Here is a 19,262-nt window from a genome sequence, read left to right on the forward strand (position 1 = left end):
CCGGTGGCGCCGAACTGCCACGACGCGGGTGCTGGCCTCGCTCACCCCGCGCGAAGAGCGGGTGCTGCGCATGCGCTTCGGCATCGGCATGAACACCGACCATACCCTCGAGGAGGTCGGCCAGCAGTTCAGCGTCACCCGCGAACGGATCCGCCAGATCGAGGCCAAGGCGCTGCGCAAGCTCAAGCACCCCAGCCGCTCGCGCAAGCTGCGCTCGTTCCTCGACAGCTAGACGCGTCAGTCGCGTCTCAAGCGCCCTCGAAAACCCCTGCCGGGCTTTCGAGGGCGTTTTCGTATCTGCGGCGAAGCGTGACGATCCTGGATAACGATGGTATATATTTGGCCGGCTTCAGGGAGGCAGGCCCCATGCGGACGATCGGACTGTTGGCGGGAAGCCTCGTTGCGGGCGCTATGGCGGTCTGCGCGGTTCCAGCCGTCGCTGCGCCTGCGCAACAGGCGGTGAGCGCGGCGGACCGGACGGCGGTGATGCGCGCGGCGGGATTCGTCTCCAAGGGCGGCAAGTGGCTGGGCGGCGACGGCAATTGCGAGGCGATGATCGAGCCGCAGGACGTGCGCGACCTCAACGGCGACGGGACGGCCGAGATCATCATCACCGAGACCGGGACGTTCTGCTACGGCGCCACTGGCCAGGGCTTCTACATCATGCAGAAGACGCCGGCTGGCGGCTGGAAGACCTTTTTCGAGTCCCAGGGCATTCCCAACTTCCAGGCGACCAAGGGCGTCGGCGGCTGGCCCGACATCGAGCTGGGCGGGCCGGGCTTCTGCTTCCCGGTGGTCCGCTATAACGGGCGCGACTATGCGAAATTCCGCAACAAGGCCTATCAGCCCGGCGCCTGCGCCGGGCGCTGAGGCGCGGGGCTACTTCCAGGCGTAGTTGAAGCTGACCGAGATCCGTTCCTTGCGCGCTGCGTTGGCCGGAACCTCGTGCCGCAGCCAGCTCTCCCACATCAGGATCGTCCCGGCCTGGGGCTGGAGATAGACGAAGCTGCGCGCGTCCTCGGGCGCATCGGCGCTGCGCGGCGGGGCGGCCATCATCAGCGGCAGGCGCGGGTCTTCCAGCTTCAGCGCGCTCGCGCCCTTCGGGATCGTGACATAGACCGTGCCCGAAAGGACGCTGTGCGGATGGATGTGGCCGGAATGGGCGGCCCCGGGCTCCAGGATATTGACCCAAAGACTGTCGAGCTTCAGCCGCCGCCGGCCAAGGTCGAGGTGCAGCGCATCGGCATAAGCGCCCGCATGCCGGTCCAGCTTGCGCTTCAGGTCCGCAAAGATGCTGGCGCGCATCGGCAGGTCGTCCAGCGAGGCGTAGGAGGTGTAGCCGCCATAGGCATGGTCGCGGCACCAGGCCTGGCCGGCGAGATCCTCGTCGGCCAGCATGCGGCAGGTGTCCTCGAGCTCGGCGTTGAAGGCGGCGAAGCCCTTGTCGCCCGCGAGAGAGGCTTCATAGACCTGGGTGACGAAGAGGGGGCGCAGGGTCATGGCCGCGCGCTACCTCCCTGGCCGCAGCTTGTCTAGGCCAGGATGTCCAGAAGCTCGCCGGTCATGTCCTGAGCGGTGCGGAGGACCGAGAGATTGGCCGAGAACTCGGTCTTGGCGTTGATCTGCTGGACGACCTCGGCGGCGAGGTCGACGTTCTCGCCCTCGACTCCCATGCGGGCGACGCGCGAGGCCGACGCCTCGAAGCGTCGGCTGGCGGCCAGCAGGCCGTACTGAGCGGTGGCGATAGGATCCATGCCGAGGCCCTCCCGTCGTCACAATGCCCGCGCCGCGGTTAAGTCTTCACGGAGGGGCGTGGTGAATGCAGCGTCAACGGCCTGAAATGCGCCATGCTCGGCCGGTTGAATGGCTCACTGGAGGACTTTTACGATGATCCGCACGGTCTTGATGGGGGCGGCGCTGTCGATGGCCGCCGGTTTGGCCTTGGCCCAGGCCCCGTTGAACCAGAATCCGCCTGCCCAGACGGTGATCTGCCTGGATGTCGGCGGCCAGAGCCTGCCGGCCGTGTGCCGCGCGCCGAGCAGCCGATTGGACAAGCGCGAGGACATCTGCGTCTGCCATGCGGGCGCGCGCGTCGATGTTCCGATCTGCCCCGAAGGCGTCAGGCCGCCGCCCGAGACGCGAGCCTACGAAAAGGCCCGCAAGGCCGCGGCCCGCGACGGCAGCCTGATCGGCGACCTCTATGAGGGGCGGCCGATGTGCGTCGCCGGCCGCCTGGACTGAGGGCCTACAGCGCCTTGCCGAGCGCCGCGTAGGTCAGTTTCTGGAACGCCGGCAGGGCGACGCGCCCGCCCGTGCGCTGACCGGTGGCCAGTTGCGCGGCGGATTCCGGCTCCAGCGGCATGGAGTTCTGGATGAGGTAGAGCATCACCATGTCCTCCTCCGGGTCGGCCTGCCACCAGGTCCCGAAGGCGCCCGGCCAGCCGAACGAGCCTTCGGAGCCTGCGCCCATCCAGGCCTGCTTCTCCGGATCGGTGATGACCGAGACGCCCAGGCCGAAGCCTTGGCCCAGCCAGAACGGAATGCCCATGAACGGAACCTGACGCTGGGCGTCGGAGAGCCGGTTCTGGCGCATCAGGGCGACGGTCTCGGGCTTGAGGTAGCGCGTCCCGTCGAGCTCGCCGCCGTTCAGCATCATGCGGGCGAACCGCAGATAGTCGTCTGCGGTCGAGATCAGGCCGCCGCCGCCGGCGCAGAACTCCGGCGGGCCGGGCAGGTGGGGCAGGGAGACGTCCTCCATGGCGTCGGTCTTCGGATTGATCCGATAGAGCTTGGCCATGCGGTCGCGCTTTTCTGGCGGGCACCAGAAATCGGTGTCGTCCATGCCGAGCGGTTTCAGGATCCGCTGCATGATGAAGTCGCGATAGCTGGTCCCGGCGATGCGCCCGACCAGGAAGCCCAGGACGTCGGTGGCGTGGCTGTAGTGGAAGCGCTCGCCCGGCTGGTAGGAGAGGGGCAGGGTCCCCAGGGCCGCCAGCCATTCGTCGGTCGACAGGTGGGTGCCCAGAGGCGAGCCCAGCGCCGTCTCGTAGGCTTGGGCGATCGGGCCGATGGAAGTGAAGGCGTAGGCCAGGCCCGAGCGGTGGGTCATCAGGTCGTCCACCGTGATGTCGCGCTCTGCCGGGACCGTCGCGTCGAGCGGGCCAGTGGCCTCCTTCAGCACCCGCAGGTCCTTGAGCTCGGGCATCCATTTGGTGACCGGATCGTCCAGGCGCAGCTTGCCTTCCTCCAGCAGCATCAGGGCCGCGACCGAGGTGATCGGTTTGGTCATGGAGGCGATGCGGAACAGGGTGTCGCGGGTCATCGGGGTCTTGGCCTCGACGTCGCGCCAGCCGAGGGTGTTGACCTGGGCGGTCTCGCCCTTGCGCCAGAGCAGGGTCACGAAGCCCGAAAGGTCGCCCGCATCGATCACCGGCTGCAGGGCCGTCGGAATGGCCCCCAGGCCATCAGAAGAAAAGCCGCCGAGAGCCAGATCGCCGTCCATGTCGTTTCGTCCCTGTCGTCGCCGGCGTTTGCGCCAGCCTGATTGAGACGCGATATGCCGCGACTGACGCAAGGCGCGTCAACAGGCTTTTTCTTCATGCCGGGCGCCGGGTCGGCGCCTCATAGGTCGCCATCATCGCGCCCTTGGCGACGGCGAGGCTCCCGCCGGAATGGGCGGTTGGATCACAGCAGCCCCTTTCGTCGGATCGACTTCGGGCGAGGGGGGCGTGGTTGCAGGCGCGTCGAAACCCTCCTACCCATTTGGCATGTGGTCGATGCGCCAGGGATTGAGGAAGTCGGCCAGGGGCGTTGCGCTGGCTTGCGCCGCGGCCGCCTTGGCGGCCTGCACGCCGCTCGGGGTGTTCGCCACCTTCACGCCGCGCGATCCGGCCATCGTGCGGGCGGCGGGCCAGGCCTATGGCCCGAAGGCCCGGCAGACTCTGGACGTCTATGCGCCGCCCCATATGAGTGTCGCGCGGCCGGTGGCGGTGTTCTTCTACGGCGGCGGCTGGGAGCGGGGCCGAAAATGGGACTACGGCTGGGTCGCCCAGGCCCTGGCCGCCCGAGGTTATGTGGTGGTGCTGCCGGACTACCGGCTCTATCCGCAGGTCAAGTTCCCGGTCTTCCTGCAGGACAGCGCCAAGGCGGTGCGTTGGGCGGTCGATCATGCGGGCGCCTATGGCGGCGATCCGTCCCGTATCGTGCTGCTGGGGCATTCGGCGGGCGCCTACAACGCCGTGATGCTGGCGCTGGACAAGCGTTACCTGGCCGCAGAGGGCGTCGATCCGGCGCGCATCAAGGGCGTGGTCGGGCTTTCGGGGCCTTATGATTTCCTGCCTCTGGCCGGTCATCGGGCCGAGGTCTTCGGCGCGGCCAGGGACCCGGCGGCGACCCAGCCGGTCCGGCGCGTGCGCCGCCATGCGCCGCCCATGCTGCTGGCCACCGGCGGGGGGGACGAGGTGGTGCCGCCCAGCGACTCCGAGGCCCTGGCCCGGGCGCTGCGCGACGTAGGAGCGCCGGTGGAGTTCCACCTCTATCCGGGGGTCGGCCATAACGAGATCATGGCGGCGATCTCGCGCCCCTTCCGCGACCGCGCCAGCGTGCTGGACGACGTGACCAGTTTCCTGGACCGCGTCACCGACTGATCTCACGTGTTTGTCACCATGGGCGGCGCGCACGCAGCCAGCGCCCCTGGAGTTTGATTCGTCTCGGAAATCGGGCCGTGGCCGCCCTCGGGGCGTGCGCTGCCTATTGCTATTGTTCCACCTGTGCTGCGTCGCCGCAATTGTGGTGGGAGGATTTCGACGCTATATCCAGCGACCCTTGAGTTTCAGGGGGTTTGTGCGCCGCACTTAAGAAGGACCGCCCATGCTGGTGACCCTGATGAAGGCCAAGCTGCACCGCGCCACGGTGACCCAGGCCGACCTCGAGTATGAAGGCTCCATCGCTATCGACCGTGACCTGCTGGATGCGTCGGGCATCCTGCCGCACGAACAGGTCGACGTATTGAACATCACCACCGGCGCCCGTTTCACCACCTACGCCATCGAGGCTCCCCGCGGGTCGAAGGTGATCGGCGTCAACGGCGCGGCCGCGCGCCTGGTCCAGAAGGGCGACAGGGTGATCGTGGTCACTTACGGCATGCTGCCCGCCGAAGAGGCCCGCAACTATTCGCCGACCGTCGTGCTGCTGGGCGACGGCAACGAGATCAAGCAGGCCGCCTGATGCGCCGCCTCGGCGTCATCGCGGCGGTGGCGATGGCGGGCGTGCTGGCCGCCTGCACGCCCAAGGCCCCGGCCGGGGTCGACAAGAACATCCTCGACGAGGCGATTTCCCAGGCGATCGGCGATCCGGGCACCTGCGTTCTGATCGCCCAGAAGGGCGAGGTCGTCTACCAGTACGGCACCCATATGGTCTGCGGCCGCGTCCTGCCGACCTGCGAAGGGACGGCGACGCGCACCCTGGCCGATCTCTTGAAGGACGCGCCCACGGCGGGCGATCCGAAGACCGCCAGCTGCCGCAGCAATCCCGAACGGACCCGCATCGTCGCCTGGGCCGCCGGCCCGGTGGCCGGCGGGGACATGGTCTACGCCGCCGTGATGGAAGGCGACCTGGTTCCGCCGGGCCTCGTCGTCGCCGACAAGCTGCAGACCGCCTTCCAGCGCGCGGGCCTCGGATCGAAATAGGCCCTTCCCAGGGGCGGGAAGGGCCGCTTTCGTTTAGCGCGACAGTTCGTAGAGGCCGTTGACGTCGACGCGGACGGCCAGTTCGCCGGCCGAGACCGGCGCGCCGCCGGAGGCGTCCTTCTCCATCCGGGCATAGGCCAGCATCGGCATCGGCGGCGGGGCCGGAGTGTAGCCGCCGCCTTCGCTCAGATTGACCAGGCGGCTCACGCGATGGCCGGTGGCCTTGGCGTAGAGGTCGGCCTTGGCTTGCAGGGCCTTCACCGCCTCCTGACGTGCGGCGTTCTCGGCGGCGGTCGGGTCCTTGAGCCCGAAGGAAACGCCGTTCACCTGGTTGGCGCCGGCCTTGACCGTGGCGTCGACCGCCGCGCCCAGCCTGGCCAAGTCGTTCACCGTCACCGTCACCTGGTTCGAGACCTGGTAGCCGCGCAGCCGCGGCGGCTCGTTCTGCACGTAGTCGTACTGCGGCGAGAGGTTGAGGCCGGAGGTCTGGATGTCCTTGTCGGCGACCCCTCCCTTGCGCAGGGCGGCGATGACCTTGTTCATCTGCTCGCTGTTGGCGGCCAGGGCGGCGGCTGCGGTCGGGGCCTCGCTGGTGACGCCGAGATTGATCGTCGCCTTGTCGGGCGCGACGCGCGTCTCGCCATAGGCCGATAGATTGAGCGTGGTGGTTTGGAACATCGTGTCTGCCGTGGGCCGGGCGGTTTGAGCGAAGGCGGCGGGCGCGGCGGCGGTGGCGAGCAGCAGGGCCATGGCGCCGGCGCGAACGAGGGTCTTCATCGGTATCTCCTGAGGTGCCCGCATGGACAGGCGATTTAACGTCTCCGAACGCCGGATGGCGAGCCGAGGTTGCAGGTTCTGACAAAGCCAAGCTGAACGGCGGCTTTAAGGCGCGTGCAGGTCGTGGTAACCCGCAGCCCTGCTTCGCGGCAGGGGCCTGTAGCTCAATGGTTAGAGCCGACCGCTCATAACGGTCTGGTTGTAGGTTCGAGTCCTACCGGGCCCACCAGCCTTCGCTCGCTTTGCGAGCTACGGCTCGGCGAGCCGTTCGTGGCGGCTGCGGGGGCGAGCGCCTGAAGGAAGCTTGGAAGCCTGGGCCATGCAATCTGCACATGGAGGCGTTAGGTGACGCTTCCAGGTCAGCGCCTTGGGAGTCTCGTTAGGGATCGAGGCGATAGCGCTCAGACAGGCGGGGTCCTCTTCAAGGTCGCTTTTCACCAGTATAGTGAATAGTGGCAATCTTTGCCAAAATATGCGATATGGAGGCTGGAGGTGCGCTATGGCGACCATGAATGTTTCGCTTCCAGACGCGATGAAGGACTGGGTGGAAGGCCGCGCCGAAACGGGCCGATACAGCAATGCCAGCGACTATGTGCGAGACCTGATCCGCCGGGATCAGGAGCGGGCGGAGAAGCTCGCCGCGCTTCAAAGGCTCATTGAGGAAGGCGAGGAAAGCGGCGTCAGCCCGCTGTCCGCCGAAGAGATCAGGGCGAAGGCGCGCAAACGTGCGGGCGTAGGCGAGCGTGGCCTATAGATTCAGCCGCATGGCCGCAGAGGACCTTGAGAACCTCTACATCCACGGCGCGCTGGAGTTCGGCGTCGAACAGAGCGAGCGCTACTATACGGGCTTGATCGAGGCGCTGGATTTTCTCTCAACCTATCCGCAGGCGTCGAAGGCGCGGCCGGAACTTGGACCGACGACCCGTGGCCATCCCTATCGGGCGCATATGATCTTCTATCGTCCCGATGGCGCGGACATCTTCGTCCAGCGTATCCGACATGGCCGCGAGGACTGGCGCTCGGATGGTGTTGAGTAGCGCTTGCTATCGGCGTGGCGGCCGCGGGGCGGGCGATCAGCCGGCGACGGCGTGATCGCCCAGTAGTCAGCCCTCGGCGCTGGGGTGATAGCGGCGGACGCGGCGCAGGGTGTTGCGGTCGGTGTGGTGCATTTCTTCGCCGGTGGCGGCGAGCTTCAGGAGTAGGTCGGACGTGTAGCCGAGCGTGCCGTCGTCGTTGATGGTGAAGGTGCTCTTGAAGTCGCGGATTTCGGCGCGCTCCAGCAGGTACTTGTTCTGAAGCACGCCGTAGTGCGCCTCGCCCGGGCGGGCGTCGAAGGTCAGGGTCCGGTCGTCGGGCTTGGCGCTGCTGCCGGCCAGGATGGCGATGCCGCGTCCGAACACCACGGTGCGCATGACCTCGCCGTGGATCTTGTCCCAGAGCAGGAAGCCGACCTCGTCGTGGAACGGGTCCATGGCTTCCTCGCCGTGGCGCCAGGCGGTCATGCCATAGTGCAGGCCCCACAGTTCCTGGTGGCCATTTTCCTGGATCGGGATCGGCTTGAACCAGGCCTTTTCGAAATAGGTGGTCTCGGACGTCTCGTCGTCCTTGTTGTGATAGGAGAGGTCGACCCCGACGTCGCCTTCCCATTCCCCTACCAGCGGCGTCAACGGCCCCAACTTACGCGGACCGCGGATGTCGTTCGGCATGTCGACGCCTCCTCTTTCCGATCTGGAGGCTTCACGCTAACGGCGTGGCAAATACGAAAACCAACGAAATGTTCGCGCAGTATTCATGAAATATTTTCATGACAAGCGCGGGTTCGATCTACTGAGCGGCGGCGAGGCTGGAAAAATTCGTCGCGGAGCGCGACGGAAAGCCGCTCATCGCACGTTCAGGAAGCAAGGGCCCTAAAGAGGCTCACCTGTCTCTCTCCCCAGCTTCAGGAACATACCGCTTGCGCCTTCCGTCTCGCCGCCGGCCGAACGCCGTTCGTCTCTCCCGCCGCCTGCTTGCGGGCGTGGCCTTCGCCGCGCTCTGCAGTACGCCCGCCCTGGCCCAGGACTCCTCCTCGCCCTATGCCGACGATCCCTATGGCGAAACCGAGGTCGAGGAACTGGTCGTGGTGGCCGGCGCGCGGACCCTGCCTGGATCGGTGGCCGGCGACATCACCCCGGAACTGACGATCTCCCCGCGCGAGATCCGGGCCTATGGCGCGGCCAATGTCACCGAACTGCTGGAGGCGCTGGCGCCGCAGCTCTCCAGCGCTCAGGGCGGGGGCGGCCGTCCGGTGACGCTGATCAACGGCGGGCGGGTGTCCGGCTTCGCCGAGATCCGCGACCTGCCGACCGAGGCGATCGCCCGGGTGGAGATCCTGCCCGAGGAGGTCTCGCTCAAATACGGCTATCCTTCCGACCAGAAGGTGGTGAACATCGTGCTGCGCCAGCGCTTCCGCGCCTGGCTGGCCGAGGCGACGGCCACCACTCCGACCCAGGGCGGGGGCGGTGAAACGGTCGGGGCCCACGCGGGCCTGCTGCGCATCCGCCAGGGCCAGCGCCTGATGCTGGACGCCAAGGCCAACCAGACCTCGTCCATCCTCGAAAGCGACCGGGACGTGGCCGGCGGGGAGGGCGCGTTCCGCAGCCTGCAGCCGAAGTCTTCGGACGTGACGCTGAACGCCGTGTTCGCCCGGCCGTTCGACAACGGCGTCTCGGCCTCGATCAACGGCTCGTTCGAGGCGACCGACAGCGAATCCCGGCTCGGCCTTTCGCCGCTGTCGCCCGAGGCCCTGCTGCGGCGGAGCAAAGGCGAGGACGCCCAGCTCGCCGGCTCGGCCAGCGGCGCCTGGAACGGTTGGCAATGGTCGTCCACCGCTCAGGTCGAGCGCAGCGTCTCGCGCTCCGACACCGACCGCGTGATCAACGGCGCGCCCTATTCCGACTGGACCAAGGCGGTGACCACCACGGCCCAGGCCGACGTGGTGCTGAACCGCGCCCTTTGGGAACTGCCGGCGGGCAAGGTCACCAGCACGCTGACCGCGCGCGCCTCGACCCTCGACTTCGACAGCGACGCCTGGCGCAACGGCGTCACCCAGTCGAGCGAGCTGTCGCGCGACATCGGCCAGCTTCGCGCCAGTTTCGACGTGCCGATCAGCCGGACCGACGAGATGTTCGGCAAGCTCTCGGCCAACCTCAACTTCGACTATCAGCGCCTGTCCGACTTCGGCGACCTGCAGACGGTGGGCGCGGGCGTCAACTGGACCCCGGTCAAGCCGCTGCGCGTGCTGGCGTCCTTCACCCGCTCGGACCAGGCGCCGAGCCTCAACCAGCTCGGCGATCCCATCACGGTCACGCCCGGCGTGCGCATGTTCGACCTGACGAGCGGTCAGACGGTGGAGGTGACGCGGATCACCGGCGGGTCTCGCGACCTCGATGCGGGCCAGCGCGACGTCTTTAAGCTGGGCCTGACCTACAGGCCGTCCGAGAAGATCAACCTGACCTTCCAGGCCAACTATGTCGACAGCCGTACGCGCGACGCCATCGTCTCCTTCCCCTCGGCCTCGACTCAGGTCGAGGCGGCGTTCCCCGACCGCTTCACCCGCGATGCGTCCGGCAACCTGATCCAGATCGATGCGCGGCCGGTCAATTTCGAGCGCCAGGACCGGCAGGAACTGCGCTGGGGCTTCACCTATTCGCGCCCGGTCGGCCCACAGCCGACGCCCGAGCAGATGGCCGAGATGCGCCGGCGCTTCCAGGAAGCGCGCGCGGCGCAGGAGCAGGGCGGTCAGGCTACGCAGGGACAGTCCACCCAGGGACAGGCTGGGCAGGGCCAGACAGGACAGGGGCAATCGTCCGCCCAAGGCCAGGCGGCCGGCCAGGGCGCCCAGCAGGGGCAGGGCGAGCGACCGCCCGAGGGCGGCCAGCCTCCGACGGGCGGCCCGCCCCCGGGTGGAGAATTCCGCGGGCCGGGCGGCCCTGGCGGACCGGGCGGCCGAGGTGGTTTCGGCGGCTTTGGCGGCGGCCCGCGCAGCGGCGTCTTCCAGGTCGGCCTCTACCACACCTACGCCTTCAAGGACGAAGTGCTGATCCGCTCGGGCCTGCCGGCGCTCGACCTGCTGGATGGGGCGGCGATCGGCTCGGGCGGCGGCTCGCCCCGACACCAGGTCGATCTGCAGGCCAATTATTCGCGCAGCGGCCTGGGGGTGGCGATGAACGCCAAGTGGAACAGCTCCACCCACGTGATCGGCGGCCCGGCCGGCGAGGATCTGAAGTTCTCGGACTTCACGACCGTCAACCTGCGCCTGTTCGCCGACCTCGGCGCCCAGCCCATGGCGCGCGAGCACACCTGGATGCGCGGCGCGCGCGCGACGCTCTCCATCGACAACCTGTTCGACGAGCGCCAGGAGGTGCGCAGCAGCGCCGGGACCACTCCGATCAGTTATCAGCCCGACCTGATGGACCCCGTGGGGCGCACGGTGCGCCTGACGCTTCGCAAGCTGATCTTCTGACGCTAGGCCGTGGGGCGTTGCCCCAGGCCGCGTCATGGTCCTCAATGGACGGAGACGCTAGAGCATTTTCCGCCGAAGCGGCTGCCGAAACGGATCACGCTCCAGGAGGGGATCATGAGGAACAGAGGATTCGCCATCGGTTGGGGCGCGCTCGCCAGCATGGCGCTGGCCGCCGGCGGCGTCGCCTGCGCCCAGTCCAAGCCGCAGGACACCGAGGTGTGGACGCCGGTCCCGCCGGTCGTCACGCCGGGGACCGCCCCGGGCGCGGCGCCGTCGGACGCCATCGTGCTGTTCGACGGCAAGGACCTCAGCGAATGGGTCTCGGTCCGTGACAAGTCGCCGGCCGGCTGGCAGGTCGAGGACGGCGTCATGACCGTCGAGAAGTCGCGCGGCAACATCAAAACGCGGCGCGCCTTCGGCGACTATCAACTGCACCTGGAATGGCGCATTCCCGAGGGAATCACCGGTTCGGGCCAGTATCGCGGCAACAGCGGCCTGTTCCTGGCCTCCACCGGGACGGGCGACCGCGGCTACGAGATTCAGATCCTCGATTCCTATCAGAACGAGACCTACGTCAACGGCCAGGCCGGCGCGGTCTACAAGCAGCATCCGCCGCTGGCCAACGCCGCCCGCCCGCCCGGCGAGTGGCAGACCTATGACATTGTCTGGCATGCGCCGCGCTTCAGCGAGGATGGATCGCTCGCCGCCCCGGCGCGGGTGACGGTCATCCACAATGGCGTGCTCGTGCAGGACGATGTGGCGTTCACCGGCGAGACGGTGTTCATCGGCAAGCCGGAGTACAAGGCCGCCCACGACCGTTTGCCGATCAAGCTCCAGGCGCACGGCGATCCCAGCGCGCCGATCAGCTTCCGCAACATCTGGGTGCGCGAACTGCCGCCAAGATCCTAGGACCAATCGACATTCAGGTTCCGCTGTGGGGTGAGCGGTGATTCATTCCGTTCCGGGTTTGATGATTCGGAACGGGATGATGCTTCAGCCGAAGCGCTATGAGCTGAGCCAGGCGCAGTGGGAGCGGATCGCTCCGATGTTGCCAGGAAAGTCGTCTGATCCTGGTCGGACAGGCAGCGACAACCGGCTGTTCGTCAACGGCTGCCTGTGGGTGCTGCGGTCAGGCGCGCACTGGCGTGATCTTCCAGAGCGCTACGGCAAGTGGAAGACGCTGCACAAGCGTTTCACCCGTTGGGCCAAGGCCGGGGTCTGGGACGCGGTCTTCTCCTCGCTGATCAAGGATCGGGACAACCGCTACCTGATGCTCGACACGACCCTGGTTCGCGCCCATCAGCAGGCGGCGACCGGAAAAGGGGGGCCTCGGATCAGGCTCTGAGGCGTTCCCGAGGCGGACTGACCACCAAGATCCACATGGTCGCCGACAGCCTCGGCCGACCCCTGCGCTTCATCCTTACCGCCGGCCAGGTCGGGGACGTGCTTAGCGCCCCCGCTCTGCTCGAAGGATTGCAGGCCCAAGCCGTCCTGGCCGACACCGCCTATGACTCCAACGCCCTGCGCCAGATCATCGCCGACAGCGGCGCCCAGGCCGTCATTCCCTCAAATCCGACCCGCAAGACGATCATCCCGCATGACCGGACCATCTATCGTCACCGCAACCAAATCGAGCGCTGCTTCAACAAGCTCAAGCACTTCAGGCGCTTCGCCACCCGCTACGATAGACGGGCCATCCACTTCCTCGCCTTCATCCACCTCGCAGCCGCCATGCTCTGGATGAAATGAATGTCGATTCAGCCTAGACCGGGACCGGTCCGGTGCTGGCGCGCACGACCAGCTTGTGGGGCAGGGTGACGTGCTGCAGGCCGCTCGCCCGGCCGCTCAGGATGTCGAGCAGCAGCCGCACTACCTCATGGCCGATCTGGTCCATGGGCTGGCTGACGGTGGTTAATTGCGGGTCGAGGTACTGGGCGAAGCGGATGTCGTCGAAACCGACCAGCGAGACATCCTGCGGGCAGCGCAGGCCGCGGCGGCGGATCGCCTCCAGGGCGCCCATCGCCATCTCGTCGCTGAAGCAGAAGATCGCCGTGGGGCGGACCTCCTCGTCGAGCAGGGCCAGGGTCTCGCGCACGCCGGACTCGATGGAGAAGTCGCCGGTCACGATCTGCAAGGCGTCGGACTCGCCATGACGTGCGGTCGCGGCCTTCACGCCGGTCAGGCGGTCGCTGCTGATCGGGCTGGCCAGCGGGCCGGTGACCACGCCGATGTGAGTGTGGCCCAGGCTGTAGAGGTGCTCCATCACCTCGGCTGCAGCCTGCTCGTTGTCGATATGGGCGCTGGAGACTCCGATGTCGGGACGGAATTCGCAGCCGTTCACGATCGGCGTGCGCGGGCCCATGGTCGAGACCATGGCCGCCAGGGCGCCGGGCAGGCGATGGCCGAGGAAGATCAGGCCGTCGGCCTCCTTGCGGCGGAGCATGGTGGCGTACTGCTCCTCGCGCTCCTCCTCGTGGCGCGTGTCGCCGAGCAGGACGGAATAACCCGCAGCGTGGGCCGCTTCCTCGACGCCGCGGATCACCTGGGAGAAGAACGGGTTGGAGATGTCCGGCACCGTCACCAGGATCTTCTCGGTGCGCAGGGTGCGCAGGCTCTTGGCCGCGAAGTTCGGCTGGTATCCGAGCCGGGCGACCGACTCCATCACCTTCTGGCGGGTCGGCTCCAGCACGAGTTCGGGTGCGCTGAACACGCGCGAAACCGTTGCGGTGGATACGCCCGCATCGCGCGCGACATCTTGAATAGTAGGCATGGGCGCAGACCCTGGGGCCAAGCTGGCGGTATTTCAAGGCGAAGCTGGGCCTGGCGGGCGCCCGACAAGCCGGTTGCCGCCCGTTCCGGCGCCTGTTATCGATGATTTCGATTACATCGGGCGAGCAGGGGCTGTCTCCAGCCCGCAGGACTGCCGACCGGACGCCTGGGGAGGCAAGATGACGGCGAGCGTTCGGCTTTTCCTGATGATGGTGCTGCAGCTCGCCATCTGGGGCGCGTGGGCGCCCAAGCTGTTCCCCTATATGGGCATGCTGGGCTTCTCGGCCTGGCAGCAGTCGTTGGTCGGCAGTTCCTGGGGCGTAGCCGCCCTGGTCGGCATCTTCTTCTCCAACCAGTTCGCCGACCGCAATTTCGCAGCCGAGCGGTTCCTGGCGGCAAGCCACCTGATCGGCGGGATCGCCCTGGTCGGGGCGGCCTTCGCCACCAGCTTCTGGCCGTTCTTCGCCTGCTACCTGATCTTCAGCCTGGTCTATGTGCCGACCCTGTCGGTGACCAATTCCATCGCCTTCGCCAATCTGCGCGACCCGGCCGCCGACTTCGGCGCGGTGCGCATGGGCGGCACGGTCGGCTGGGTGCTGGTGAGCTGGCCGTTCGTCTTCCTGCTGGGCGCGCATGCGGGGCCAGAGCAGGTGCGCTGGATCTTCCTGGTGGCGGCGATCATTTCCTTCGCCGCGGCCGCCTATTCCCTGACCTTGCCGCACACCCCGCCGCGCAAGGATGCGCCGGGCATCGACAAGCTGGCCTGGCGGCGGGCCCTGACCCTGCTGGGCACGCCCTTCGTGCTGGTGCTGTTCGTGGTCACCTTCATCGATTCGGTGATCCACAACGGCTACTTCGTGGTTTCCGACGCCTTCCTCACCGATCGGGTCGGCATCGCCGGCAATCTGTCGATGGTGGTGCTGAGCCTTGGCCAGGTGGCCGAGATCGTCACCATGTTCATATTGGGCCGGGTGCTGGCCAGGCTGGGCTGGAAGGTGACGATGATCGTCGGCATTCTGGGCCACGCGGCGCGCTTTGCGGTCTTCTCCCTGTTCGCCGACAGCGTTCCGGTCATCGTGGCGGTCCAGTTGCTGCACGGCGTCTGCTACGCCTTCTTCTTCGCCACCGTGTACATCTTCGTCGATGCGGTCTTTCCCAACGACGTACGATCCAGCGCCCAGGGCCTGTTCAACCTGCTGATCCTGGGGATCGGCAATGTGGCCGCGGCCTTCCTGTTCCCGGCGCTCGCCGCCCGCCTGACCGACCCGGCCACCGGCGCGGTCGACTATGCGGCCCTGTTCATGGTTCCGACCGCCCTGGCCCTGGCTGCGGTGGTCCTGCTCGCCGTCTTCTTCCGGCCGCCCTCGCGCGGGCCGGCCGCCCAGCCCGAGGACGCTTCGGCCCTGCCCGAAGGCGTCACCCCCTAGTCCTAGCCATCCCGAGGAGATCCGTCGTGCGTCCAGACACCACCCGCACCGCCGCCACCGGCGATGAGGCCGTCGCCGGCCTGGAATTCACCCTCAATCGCCGCAGCGTGCTCGCCGCGGGCGTCGCGGCCATGGGCGCGGCGGGCGGCGGCTCGGCCAGCGCCGCCAGCCAGCCTTTCTTCCAGCGCCACGGCCTGCCCGTCGGCCTGCAACTCTACACCCTCGGCCCGGACGCCCAGAAGGACCTCGACGGCACGCTCTCGGCGGTGTCCAGGATCGGCTACCGCGCCATCGAGCTGGCCGGTCTGCTGGGGCGCACGGCGGCGGAAATGAAGGCGGCCATGGACCGCGTGGGCCTCGTCTGCACCAGCGCGCACATCCAGGGGCGGGCGATGGGTTCGCAGAGCTTCGGCGGCGACCTCGCCAAACTGGCCGACGATCTGAACGTCATCGGCGTCAAGTACGCCGTCATGCCGCTGTTCTACATTCCCGACCGTTTCGAGCTGAAGCCGAACCGGGGCGAGAACGGGCCGGCCTTCCTCACCCGCCTGGCCGGCCAGATGACGGTCGACGACTGGAAGTGGAACGCCGACTTCCTCAACAAGAAGGGCGAGGCGCTCAAGGCGGCGGGCATCGCCGTCGGCTATCACAACCACAACAACGAGTTCGCGCCGCTGGGCGACACCACTCCGATCGACATCCTGCTGAAGGAGACCGACCCGTCGCTGGTGACCTTCGAGATGGACGCCGGCTGGGTGACGGCGGCCGGGCGCGATCCGTTCGAACTGCTGAAGACCCACAAAGGCCGCTTCACCCTGATGCACGTGAAGGATATCAAGCCGACCACCCAGGCGAACTTCGCCCTGAGGCAGGACCCGACCGAGGTCGGGTCGGGGATGATCGACTGGAAGAAGCTGCTGCCGGCGGCCTACGCCTCGGGCGTGCGCCAGTTCTTCGTCGAGCAGGAGCCGCCGTTCCCGGGTGAGCGCATCGACTCGGTGAAGGTCAGCTACGACTATCTGGCGGGCGTCATCGCCTGATGAGTTCGGTTGCGCCCTTGCGGCTCGCCCTGGTCGGGGGCGGGCCGGGTTCTTTCATTGGTCCCGTTCACCGAATGGCCGCCGAGTTGGACGGCGCCATCCACCTGACCGCGGGGGTCTTCAGCCGGGATGGCGACAGGAACGCTGCGGCCGGCGCGGCCTGGGCCATCGCGCCGGACCGCGTCTATCCCGACTACCGCGCCATGATCGAGGCCGAGCGTGGGCGCCAGGACGGGATCGACATGGTCGCGGTCGTCACGCCCAACCATCTGCATTTCGAGGTCGCCAAGGCTGCGCTAGAGGCGGGCCTGCACGTGATGAGCGACAAGCCCGCCACGCTCGACCTCGCCCAGGCCAAGGCCCTGGCCCAGGTCGTGGCCGCCTCGGGCCGGCAGTACGGCCTGACCTATGTCTATACCGGCTATCCCATGGTCCGCGAGGCGCGCGAGATCGTGGCCCGCGGCGACCTCGGGACGGTGCGCAAGGTCATCGTGGAATATTCCCAGGGCTGGCTGTCGCAGCCGATCGAACGGGACGACAACAAGCAGGCCGGCTGGCGGGCCGATCCGGCTCAGTCCGGCGTCGGCGGCTGTATTGGCGACATCGGCGTCCACGCCTTCAATCTGGCAGAGTTCGTGACGGGCGCGCCGGTCGAGCGGCTGTGCGCCGACCTCGCCGCCGTGGTGCCGGGCCGGGTGTTGGACGACGACTGCAATATCCTCCTGCGGTTCGGCGGTGGCGCGCGCGGCGTGCTGATCGCCTCGCAGATCTCGGCCGGCGCCCGCAACGGCCTGACCATCAAGGTCTATGGCGAGAAAGGCGGCCTGACCTGGTCGCACGAGCGGCACACAGAACTGACGCTCGACTGGCTGGACGCTCCCAGTCAGGTTCTGCACGCCGGCTCGCCCTATCTGAGCGCAGTCGCCCAGGCCGCATCACGCATCCCGACCGGTCACCCGGAAGGCTTCATCGAGGCCTTCGCCAACATCTATCGCGACTTCGCCCGCGCCGTGGGCGGGGAGGGCGCGCCCCTGGTTCCGGGCATCGCCGAGGGCGTGCGCGGCATGGCCTTCGTGGAGCGCGCCGTCGCCGCCAGCCGCGAGGGCTTGGGCTGGGTCGAACTGGAAGGAGCAGGGCGATGAAGACGCTCAAGGGGCCGGGCATTTTCCTCGCCCAGTTCATCGGGACCGAGCCGCCGTTCGACCGGCTGGACACCATGGCCCAGTGGGTTTCGAGCTTGGGCTATGTCGGCGTGCAGATGCCGACCGGCGGGGCGGACTCGTTCTTCAACCTCGAACTGGCCGCCGAGAGTCAGACCTATTGCGACGAGATCGCCGGCGTGCTGGCCGAGCATGGCCTGCAGATCACCGAGCTCTCGACCCACCTCCAGGGCCAGCTCGTCGCCGTCCATCCGGCCTATGACGAGCTCTTCGACGCCTTCGCCCCGCCGCAGTTGCGCGGCAAGCCGACCGAACGCCAGGCCTGGGCCGTCGCCCAGGTGAAGGCCGGCGCCGTCGCCAGCCGCCGGTTGGGCCTGACCGCCCACGCCACTTTTTCCGGCGCTCTGGCCTGGCCCTATTTCTATCCGTGGCCGCAGCGGCCGGCGGGCCTGGTCGAGGAGGCCTTCGCCGAGCTCGGCCGGCGCTGGCGGCCGATCCTCGACGTCTTCGAGGAGCAGGGCGTCGACGCCTGCTACGAGATCCACCCCGGCGAAGACCTGCATGACGGGGCGACCTTCGAGCGGTTCCTGGACGAGGTCGGCGGCCATCCCCGCGCCAACATCCTCTACGATCCCAGCCACCTGCTGCTGCAGCAACTCGACTATCTCGGCTATATCGACCGCTATCACGAGCGCATCCGCGCCTTCCACGTGAAGGACGCCGAATTCCGCCCCAACGCCGCCTCGGGGGTCTATGGCGGCTATCAGGGCTGGGTCGAGCGGCCCGGCCGTTTCCGCTCGCTGGGCGACGGCCAGGTGGACTTCAAGTCGATCTTCTCCAAGCTCGCCCAGTACGATTACCCCGGCTGGGCGGTGCTGGAATGGGAGTGCGCGCTCAAGCACCCCGAGCAGGGCGCGGCCGAGGGCGCGCCGTTCATCTGCGACCACATCATTCGCGTCACCGACCGAGCGTTCGACGACTTCGCGGGCGTGGAGACCGATAGGGCGCGCAACCGCCGGCTGCTGGGCCTTTAGCGAAGCTCCTGGATCTCGATGTCCTTGAACTCGATCGGCCAGCCCTCGCTCTGTAGGGCGATGTAGCCCTCGGTCAGCGGGACGGGACCCGGAAAGTCTGCCATGTAGCGCTTGGCCGCCGCGGCGAACGGATCGGCCGGGTCCAGTTCGACCGCGCCGTAGCGCTGCACCACCGCGCCGTCGATCTTCTGGATCACCTCGCCGCCGGGCAGGACATCCAGTTCCAGCCGCACCCAGGTTCCGTTGGGGATGGTCGGCCCGTTCGCCGGAGAGATGCAGTGGGCCTTGGCGCGAACGCCGTCGAAGGCGACGCTGGTCCCTGGCGTGCAGACCGCGCCGGTCGGCCTGGACGCCTCGCCGTCGCGGCCCAGCGTCTGGAATTCGACTGACATGGGGAAGGGCTGGTCCAGCTCCATGCTCTGCGGACTCTGGCTGTGGAACATCACCCCGCTATTGCTGCGCGCCCAGGCCGGCGTGTCGGGCGGGCCCTGGTCCAGGAAGCGGTAGCTGAGCCGCAGGCGATAGGCCTTGAACGGCGTCTTGTAGAAGAGGTGCCCAAAACGGTTCTTGAAGGCGTCGTAGCCCGCATAGGAGACCGCGATCGCGCCGTCCCGCACAACGAAGGTCTGCTGGTAGTTCTCGCCGGCGGGATGGCCCGCGATCTTGGGGACCCAGCCCTCCAGGCTGCGACCGTCGAAGAGGCTCTTCCAGGGCCCGGCCTGCGCTTCCGCGCCCTGGGCGGGAAGGGCTGCGGCAAGCGCCGCGCACGCAGCCAATGCGGCGACGATCAGACGGCGTTCCATGGCGGCCCTCCCTGGCGCTTCCGGATCGGGACGCGCTGCGCCGCCCCTTGTAGGCTTGCAA

21 protein-coding genes, 1 tRNA gene and 1 pseudogene are annotated in these 19,262 nt (G+C 67.8%); 16 read left to right on the forward strand and 7 right to left on the reverse strand.

Annotation, left to right across the window (positions count from 1 at the left end):
- Positions 1 to 232: sigma-70 family RNA polymerase sigma factor (locus tag ACE3TL_RS06065; protein WP_374577828.1), on the forward strand; the 232-nt coding region annotated here is incomplete at its 5' end.
- A gap of 134 nt (positions 233 to 366) precedes the next feature.
- The gene (locus ACE3TL_RS06070; RefSeq protein WP_374577829.1) at positions 367 to 870 is read left to right on the forward strand and encodes a hypothetical protein; all 504 of its coding nucleotides are present in this window, start codon (positions 367 to 369) and stop codon (positions 868 to 870) included.
- A gap of 9 nt (positions 871 to 879) precedes the next feature.
- On the opposite strand, the gene ACE3TL_RS06075 is transcribed toward ACE3TL_RS06070, so the two are convergent.
- Positions 880 to 1,500: a TIGR02466 family protein gene (locus ACE3TL_RS06075; RefSeq protein ID WP_374577830.1), complete on the reverse strand. Its 621-nt coding sequence runs from the start codon at positions 1,498 to 1,500 to the stop codon at positions 880 to 882.
- 32 nt (positions 1,501 to 1,532) lie between these two features.
- Positions 1,533 to 1,754, reverse strand: a complete 222-nt coding sequence (locus ACE3TL_RS06080; protein ID WP_374577831.1) for a flagellar basal body rod C-terminal domain-containing protein — start codon at positions 1,752 to 1,754, stop codon at positions 1,533 to 1,535.
- Positions 1,755 to 1,887: 133 nt separating this feature from the next.
- On the opposite strand from ACE3TL_RS06080, the gene ACE3TL_RS06085 reads away from it, so the two are divergent.
- Positions 1,888 to 2,241 carry a hypothetical protein gene (locus tag ACE3TL_RS06085; protein WP_374577832.1) on the forward strand — a complete coding sequence of 118 codons (354 nt, stop codon included), beginning with the start codon at positions 1,888 to 1,890 and terminating at the stop codon, positions 2,239 to 2,241.
- A gap of 4 nt (positions 2,242 to 2,245) precedes the next feature.
- Here ACE3TL_RS06085 and ACE3TL_RS06090 read toward each other — a convergent pair whose 3' ends face one another.
- The gene (locus ACE3TL_RS06090) at positions 2,246 to 3,502 is read right to left on the reverse strand and encodes a serine hydrolase domain-containing protein (RefSeq protein WP_374577833.1); all 1,257 of its coding nucleotides are present in this window, start codon (positions 3,500 to 3,502) and stop codon (positions 2,246 to 2,248) included.
- Between the two features lie 274 nt (positions 3,503 to 3,776).
- Here ACE3TL_RS06090 and ACE3TL_RS06095 point away from each other — a divergent pair, with 274 nt between their 5' ends.
- From ACE3TL_RS06095 to ACE3TL_RS06105, 3 genes are all read left to right on the forward strand, one after another.
- Positions 3,777 to 4,646 carry an alpha/beta hydrolase gene (locus ACE3TL_RS06095; RefSeq protein WP_374577834.1) on the forward strand — a complete coding sequence of 290 codons (870 nt, stop codon included), beginning with the start codon at positions 3,777 to 3,779 and terminating at the stop codon, positions 4,644 to 4,646.
- Between the two features lie 223 nt (positions 4,647 to 4,869).
- Complete coding sequence (panD, locus tag ACE3TL_RS06100) at positions 4,870 to 5,226, forward strand: aspartate 1-decarboxylase (protein ID WP_374577835.1); 357 nt, start codon at positions 4,870 to 4,872, stop codon at positions 5,224 to 5,226.
- Entirely contained in the window at positions 5,226 to 5,687 is a 462-nt protein-coding gene (locus ACE3TL_RS06105; protein WP_374577836.1) for a hypothetical protein, read from the forward strand. Before panD ends, ACE3TL_RS06105 begins: the two co-directional genes overlap by 1 nt.
- A 33-nt stretch (positions 5,688 to 5,720) precedes the next feature.
- Here the strand turns inward: ACE3TL_RS06105 and ACE3TL_RS06110 are convergent, their stop codons facing one another.
- The gene (locus ACE3TL_RS06110; RefSeq protein WP_374577837.1) at positions 5,721 to 6,464 is read right to left on the reverse strand and encodes an SIMPL domain-containing protein; all 744 of its coding nucleotides are present in this window, start codon (positions 6,462 to 6,464) and stop codon (positions 5,721 to 5,723) included.
- A 153-nt stretch (positions 6,465 to 6,617) separates the two neighbouring features.
- Between ACE3TL_RS06110 and ACE3TL_RS06115 the strand changes: the two genes are divergently transcribed.
- The 3 genes from ACE3TL_RS06115 to ACE3TL_RS06125 all read left to right on the forward strand — a co-directional run bounded on the left by ACE3TL_RS06115 (position 6,618) and on the right by ACE3TL_RS06125 (position 7,501).
- Positions 6,618 to 6,693, forward strand: a tRNA-Ile gene (locus ACE3TL_RS06115).
- Between the two features lie 243 nt (positions 6,694 to 6,936).
- Positions 6,937 to 7,218 carry a type II toxin-antitoxin system ParD family antitoxin gene (locus ACE3TL_RS06120; RefSeq protein ID WP_374577838.1) on the forward strand — a complete coding sequence of 94 codons (282 nt, stop codon included), beginning with the start codon at positions 6,937 to 6,939 and terminating at the stop codon, positions 7,216 to 7,218.
- 10 nt (positions 7,219 to 7,228) lie between these two features.
- Positions 7,229 to 7,501 (forward strand): type II toxin-antitoxin system RelE/ParE family toxin, encoded by a 273-nt coding sequence (locus ACE3TL_RS06125; RefSeq protein WP_374577839.1) that lies wholly within the window; start codon positions 7,229 to 7,231, stop codon positions 7,499 to 7,501.
- Positions 7,502 to 7,567: 66 nt separating this feature from the next.
- On the opposite strand, the gene ACE3TL_RS06130 is transcribed toward ACE3TL_RS06125, so the two are convergent.
- The gene (locus ACE3TL_RS06130; RefSeq protein ID WP_374577840.1) at positions 7,568 to 8,170 is read right to left on the reverse strand and encodes a heme-binding beta-barrel domain-containing protein; all 603 of its coding nucleotides are present in this window, start codon (positions 8,168 to 8,170) and stop codon (positions 7,568 to 7,570) included.
- Between the two features lie 248 nt (positions 8,171 to 8,418).
- Here ACE3TL_RS06130 and ACE3TL_RS06135 point away from each other — a divergent pair, with 248 nt between their 5' ends.
- The 3 genes and pseudogenes from ACE3TL_RS06135 (at position 8,419) to ACE3TL_RS06145 (ending at position 12,717) form a co-directional block, all read left to right on the forward strand.
- Positions 8,419 to 10,968: a hypothetical protein gene (locus ACE3TL_RS06135; RefSeq protein ID WP_374577841.1), complete on the forward strand. Its 2,550-nt coding sequence runs from the start codon at positions 8,419 to 8,421 to the stop codon at positions 10,966 to 10,968.
- Between the two features lie 114 nt (positions 10,969 to 11,082).
- On the forward strand, positions 11,083 to 11,877 hold the full coding sequence (locus ACE3TL_RS06140) for a DUF1080 domain-containing protein (RefSeq protein WP_374577842.1): 795 nt from the start codon (positions 11,083 to 11,085) through the stop codon (positions 11,875 to 11,877).
- Positions 11,878 to 12,013: 136 nt separating this feature from the next.
- Positions 12,014 to 12,717 (forward strand): annotated as a pseudogene (locus ACE3TL_RS06145) (IS5 family transposase).
- A gap of 13 nt (positions 12,718 to 12,730) precedes the next feature.
- Here ACE3TL_RS06145 and ACE3TL_RS06150 read toward each other — a convergent pair.
- Positions 12,731 to 13,738, reverse strand: coding sequence for a LacI family DNA-binding transcriptional regulator (locus ACE3TL_RS06150; RefSeq protein WP_374577843.1), 1,008 nt, complete (start codon positions 13,736 to 13,738; stop codon positions 12,731 to 12,733).
- Between the two features lie 178 nt (positions 13,739 to 13,916).
- Here ACE3TL_RS06150 and ACE3TL_RS06155 point away from each other — a divergent pair, with 178 nt between their 5' ends.
- Genes ACE3TL_RS06155 through ACE3TL_RS06170 form a run of 4 tightly spaced genes read left to right on the forward strand, consistent with a single transcriptional unit; the run spans position 13,917 to position 18,398 of the window.
- Positions 13,917 to 15,164, forward strand: a complete 1,248-nt coding sequence (locus tag ACE3TL_RS06155) for an MFS transporter (RefSeq protein WP_374577844.1) — start codon at positions 13,917 to 13,919, stop codon at positions 15,162 to 15,164.
- 26 nt (positions 15,165 to 15,190) lie between these two features.
- Positions 15,191 to 16,204, forward strand: a complete 1,014-nt coding sequence (locus tag ACE3TL_RS06160; RefSeq protein ID WP_374577845.1) for a sugar phosphate isomerase/epimerase family protein — start codon at positions 15,191 to 15,193, stop codon at positions 16,202 to 16,204.
- Positions 16,204 to 17,346, forward strand: coding sequence for a Gfo/Idh/MocA family protein (locus tag ACE3TL_RS06165; protein WP_374577846.1), 1,143 nt, complete (start codon positions 16,204 to 16,206; stop codon positions 17,344 to 17,346). Before ACE3TL_RS06160 ends, ACE3TL_RS06165 begins: the two co-directional genes overlap by 1 nt.
- Positions 17,343 to 18,398 carry a sugar phosphate isomerase/epimerase family protein gene (locus tag ACE3TL_RS06170; protein ID WP_374577847.1) on the forward strand — a complete coding sequence of 352 codons (1,056 nt, stop codon included), beginning with the start codon at positions 17,343 to 17,345 and terminating at the stop codon, positions 18,396 to 18,398. The genes ACE3TL_RS06165 and ACE3TL_RS06170 overlap by 4 nt, the downstream gene beginning before the upstream one ends.
- Here the strand turns inward: ACE3TL_RS06170 and ACE3TL_RS06175 are convergent.
- Positions 18,395 to 19,201 carry a DUF1080 domain-containing protein gene (locus tag ACE3TL_RS06175; protein WP_374577848.1) on the reverse strand — a complete coding sequence of 269 codons (807 nt, stop codon included), beginning with the start codon at positions 19,199 to 19,201 and terminating at the stop codon, positions 18,395 to 18,397. The genes ACE3TL_RS06170 and ACE3TL_RS06175 overlap by 4 nt on opposite strands.
- Positions 19,202 to 19,262: the final 61 nt, after the last annotated feature.

Origin of the sequence: Phenylobacterium sp. (assembly GCF_041920015.1) — a bacterium.
Classification (GTDB): domain Bacteria; phylum Pseudomonadota; class Alphaproteobacteria; order Caulobacterales; family Caulobacteraceae; genus Phenylobacterium.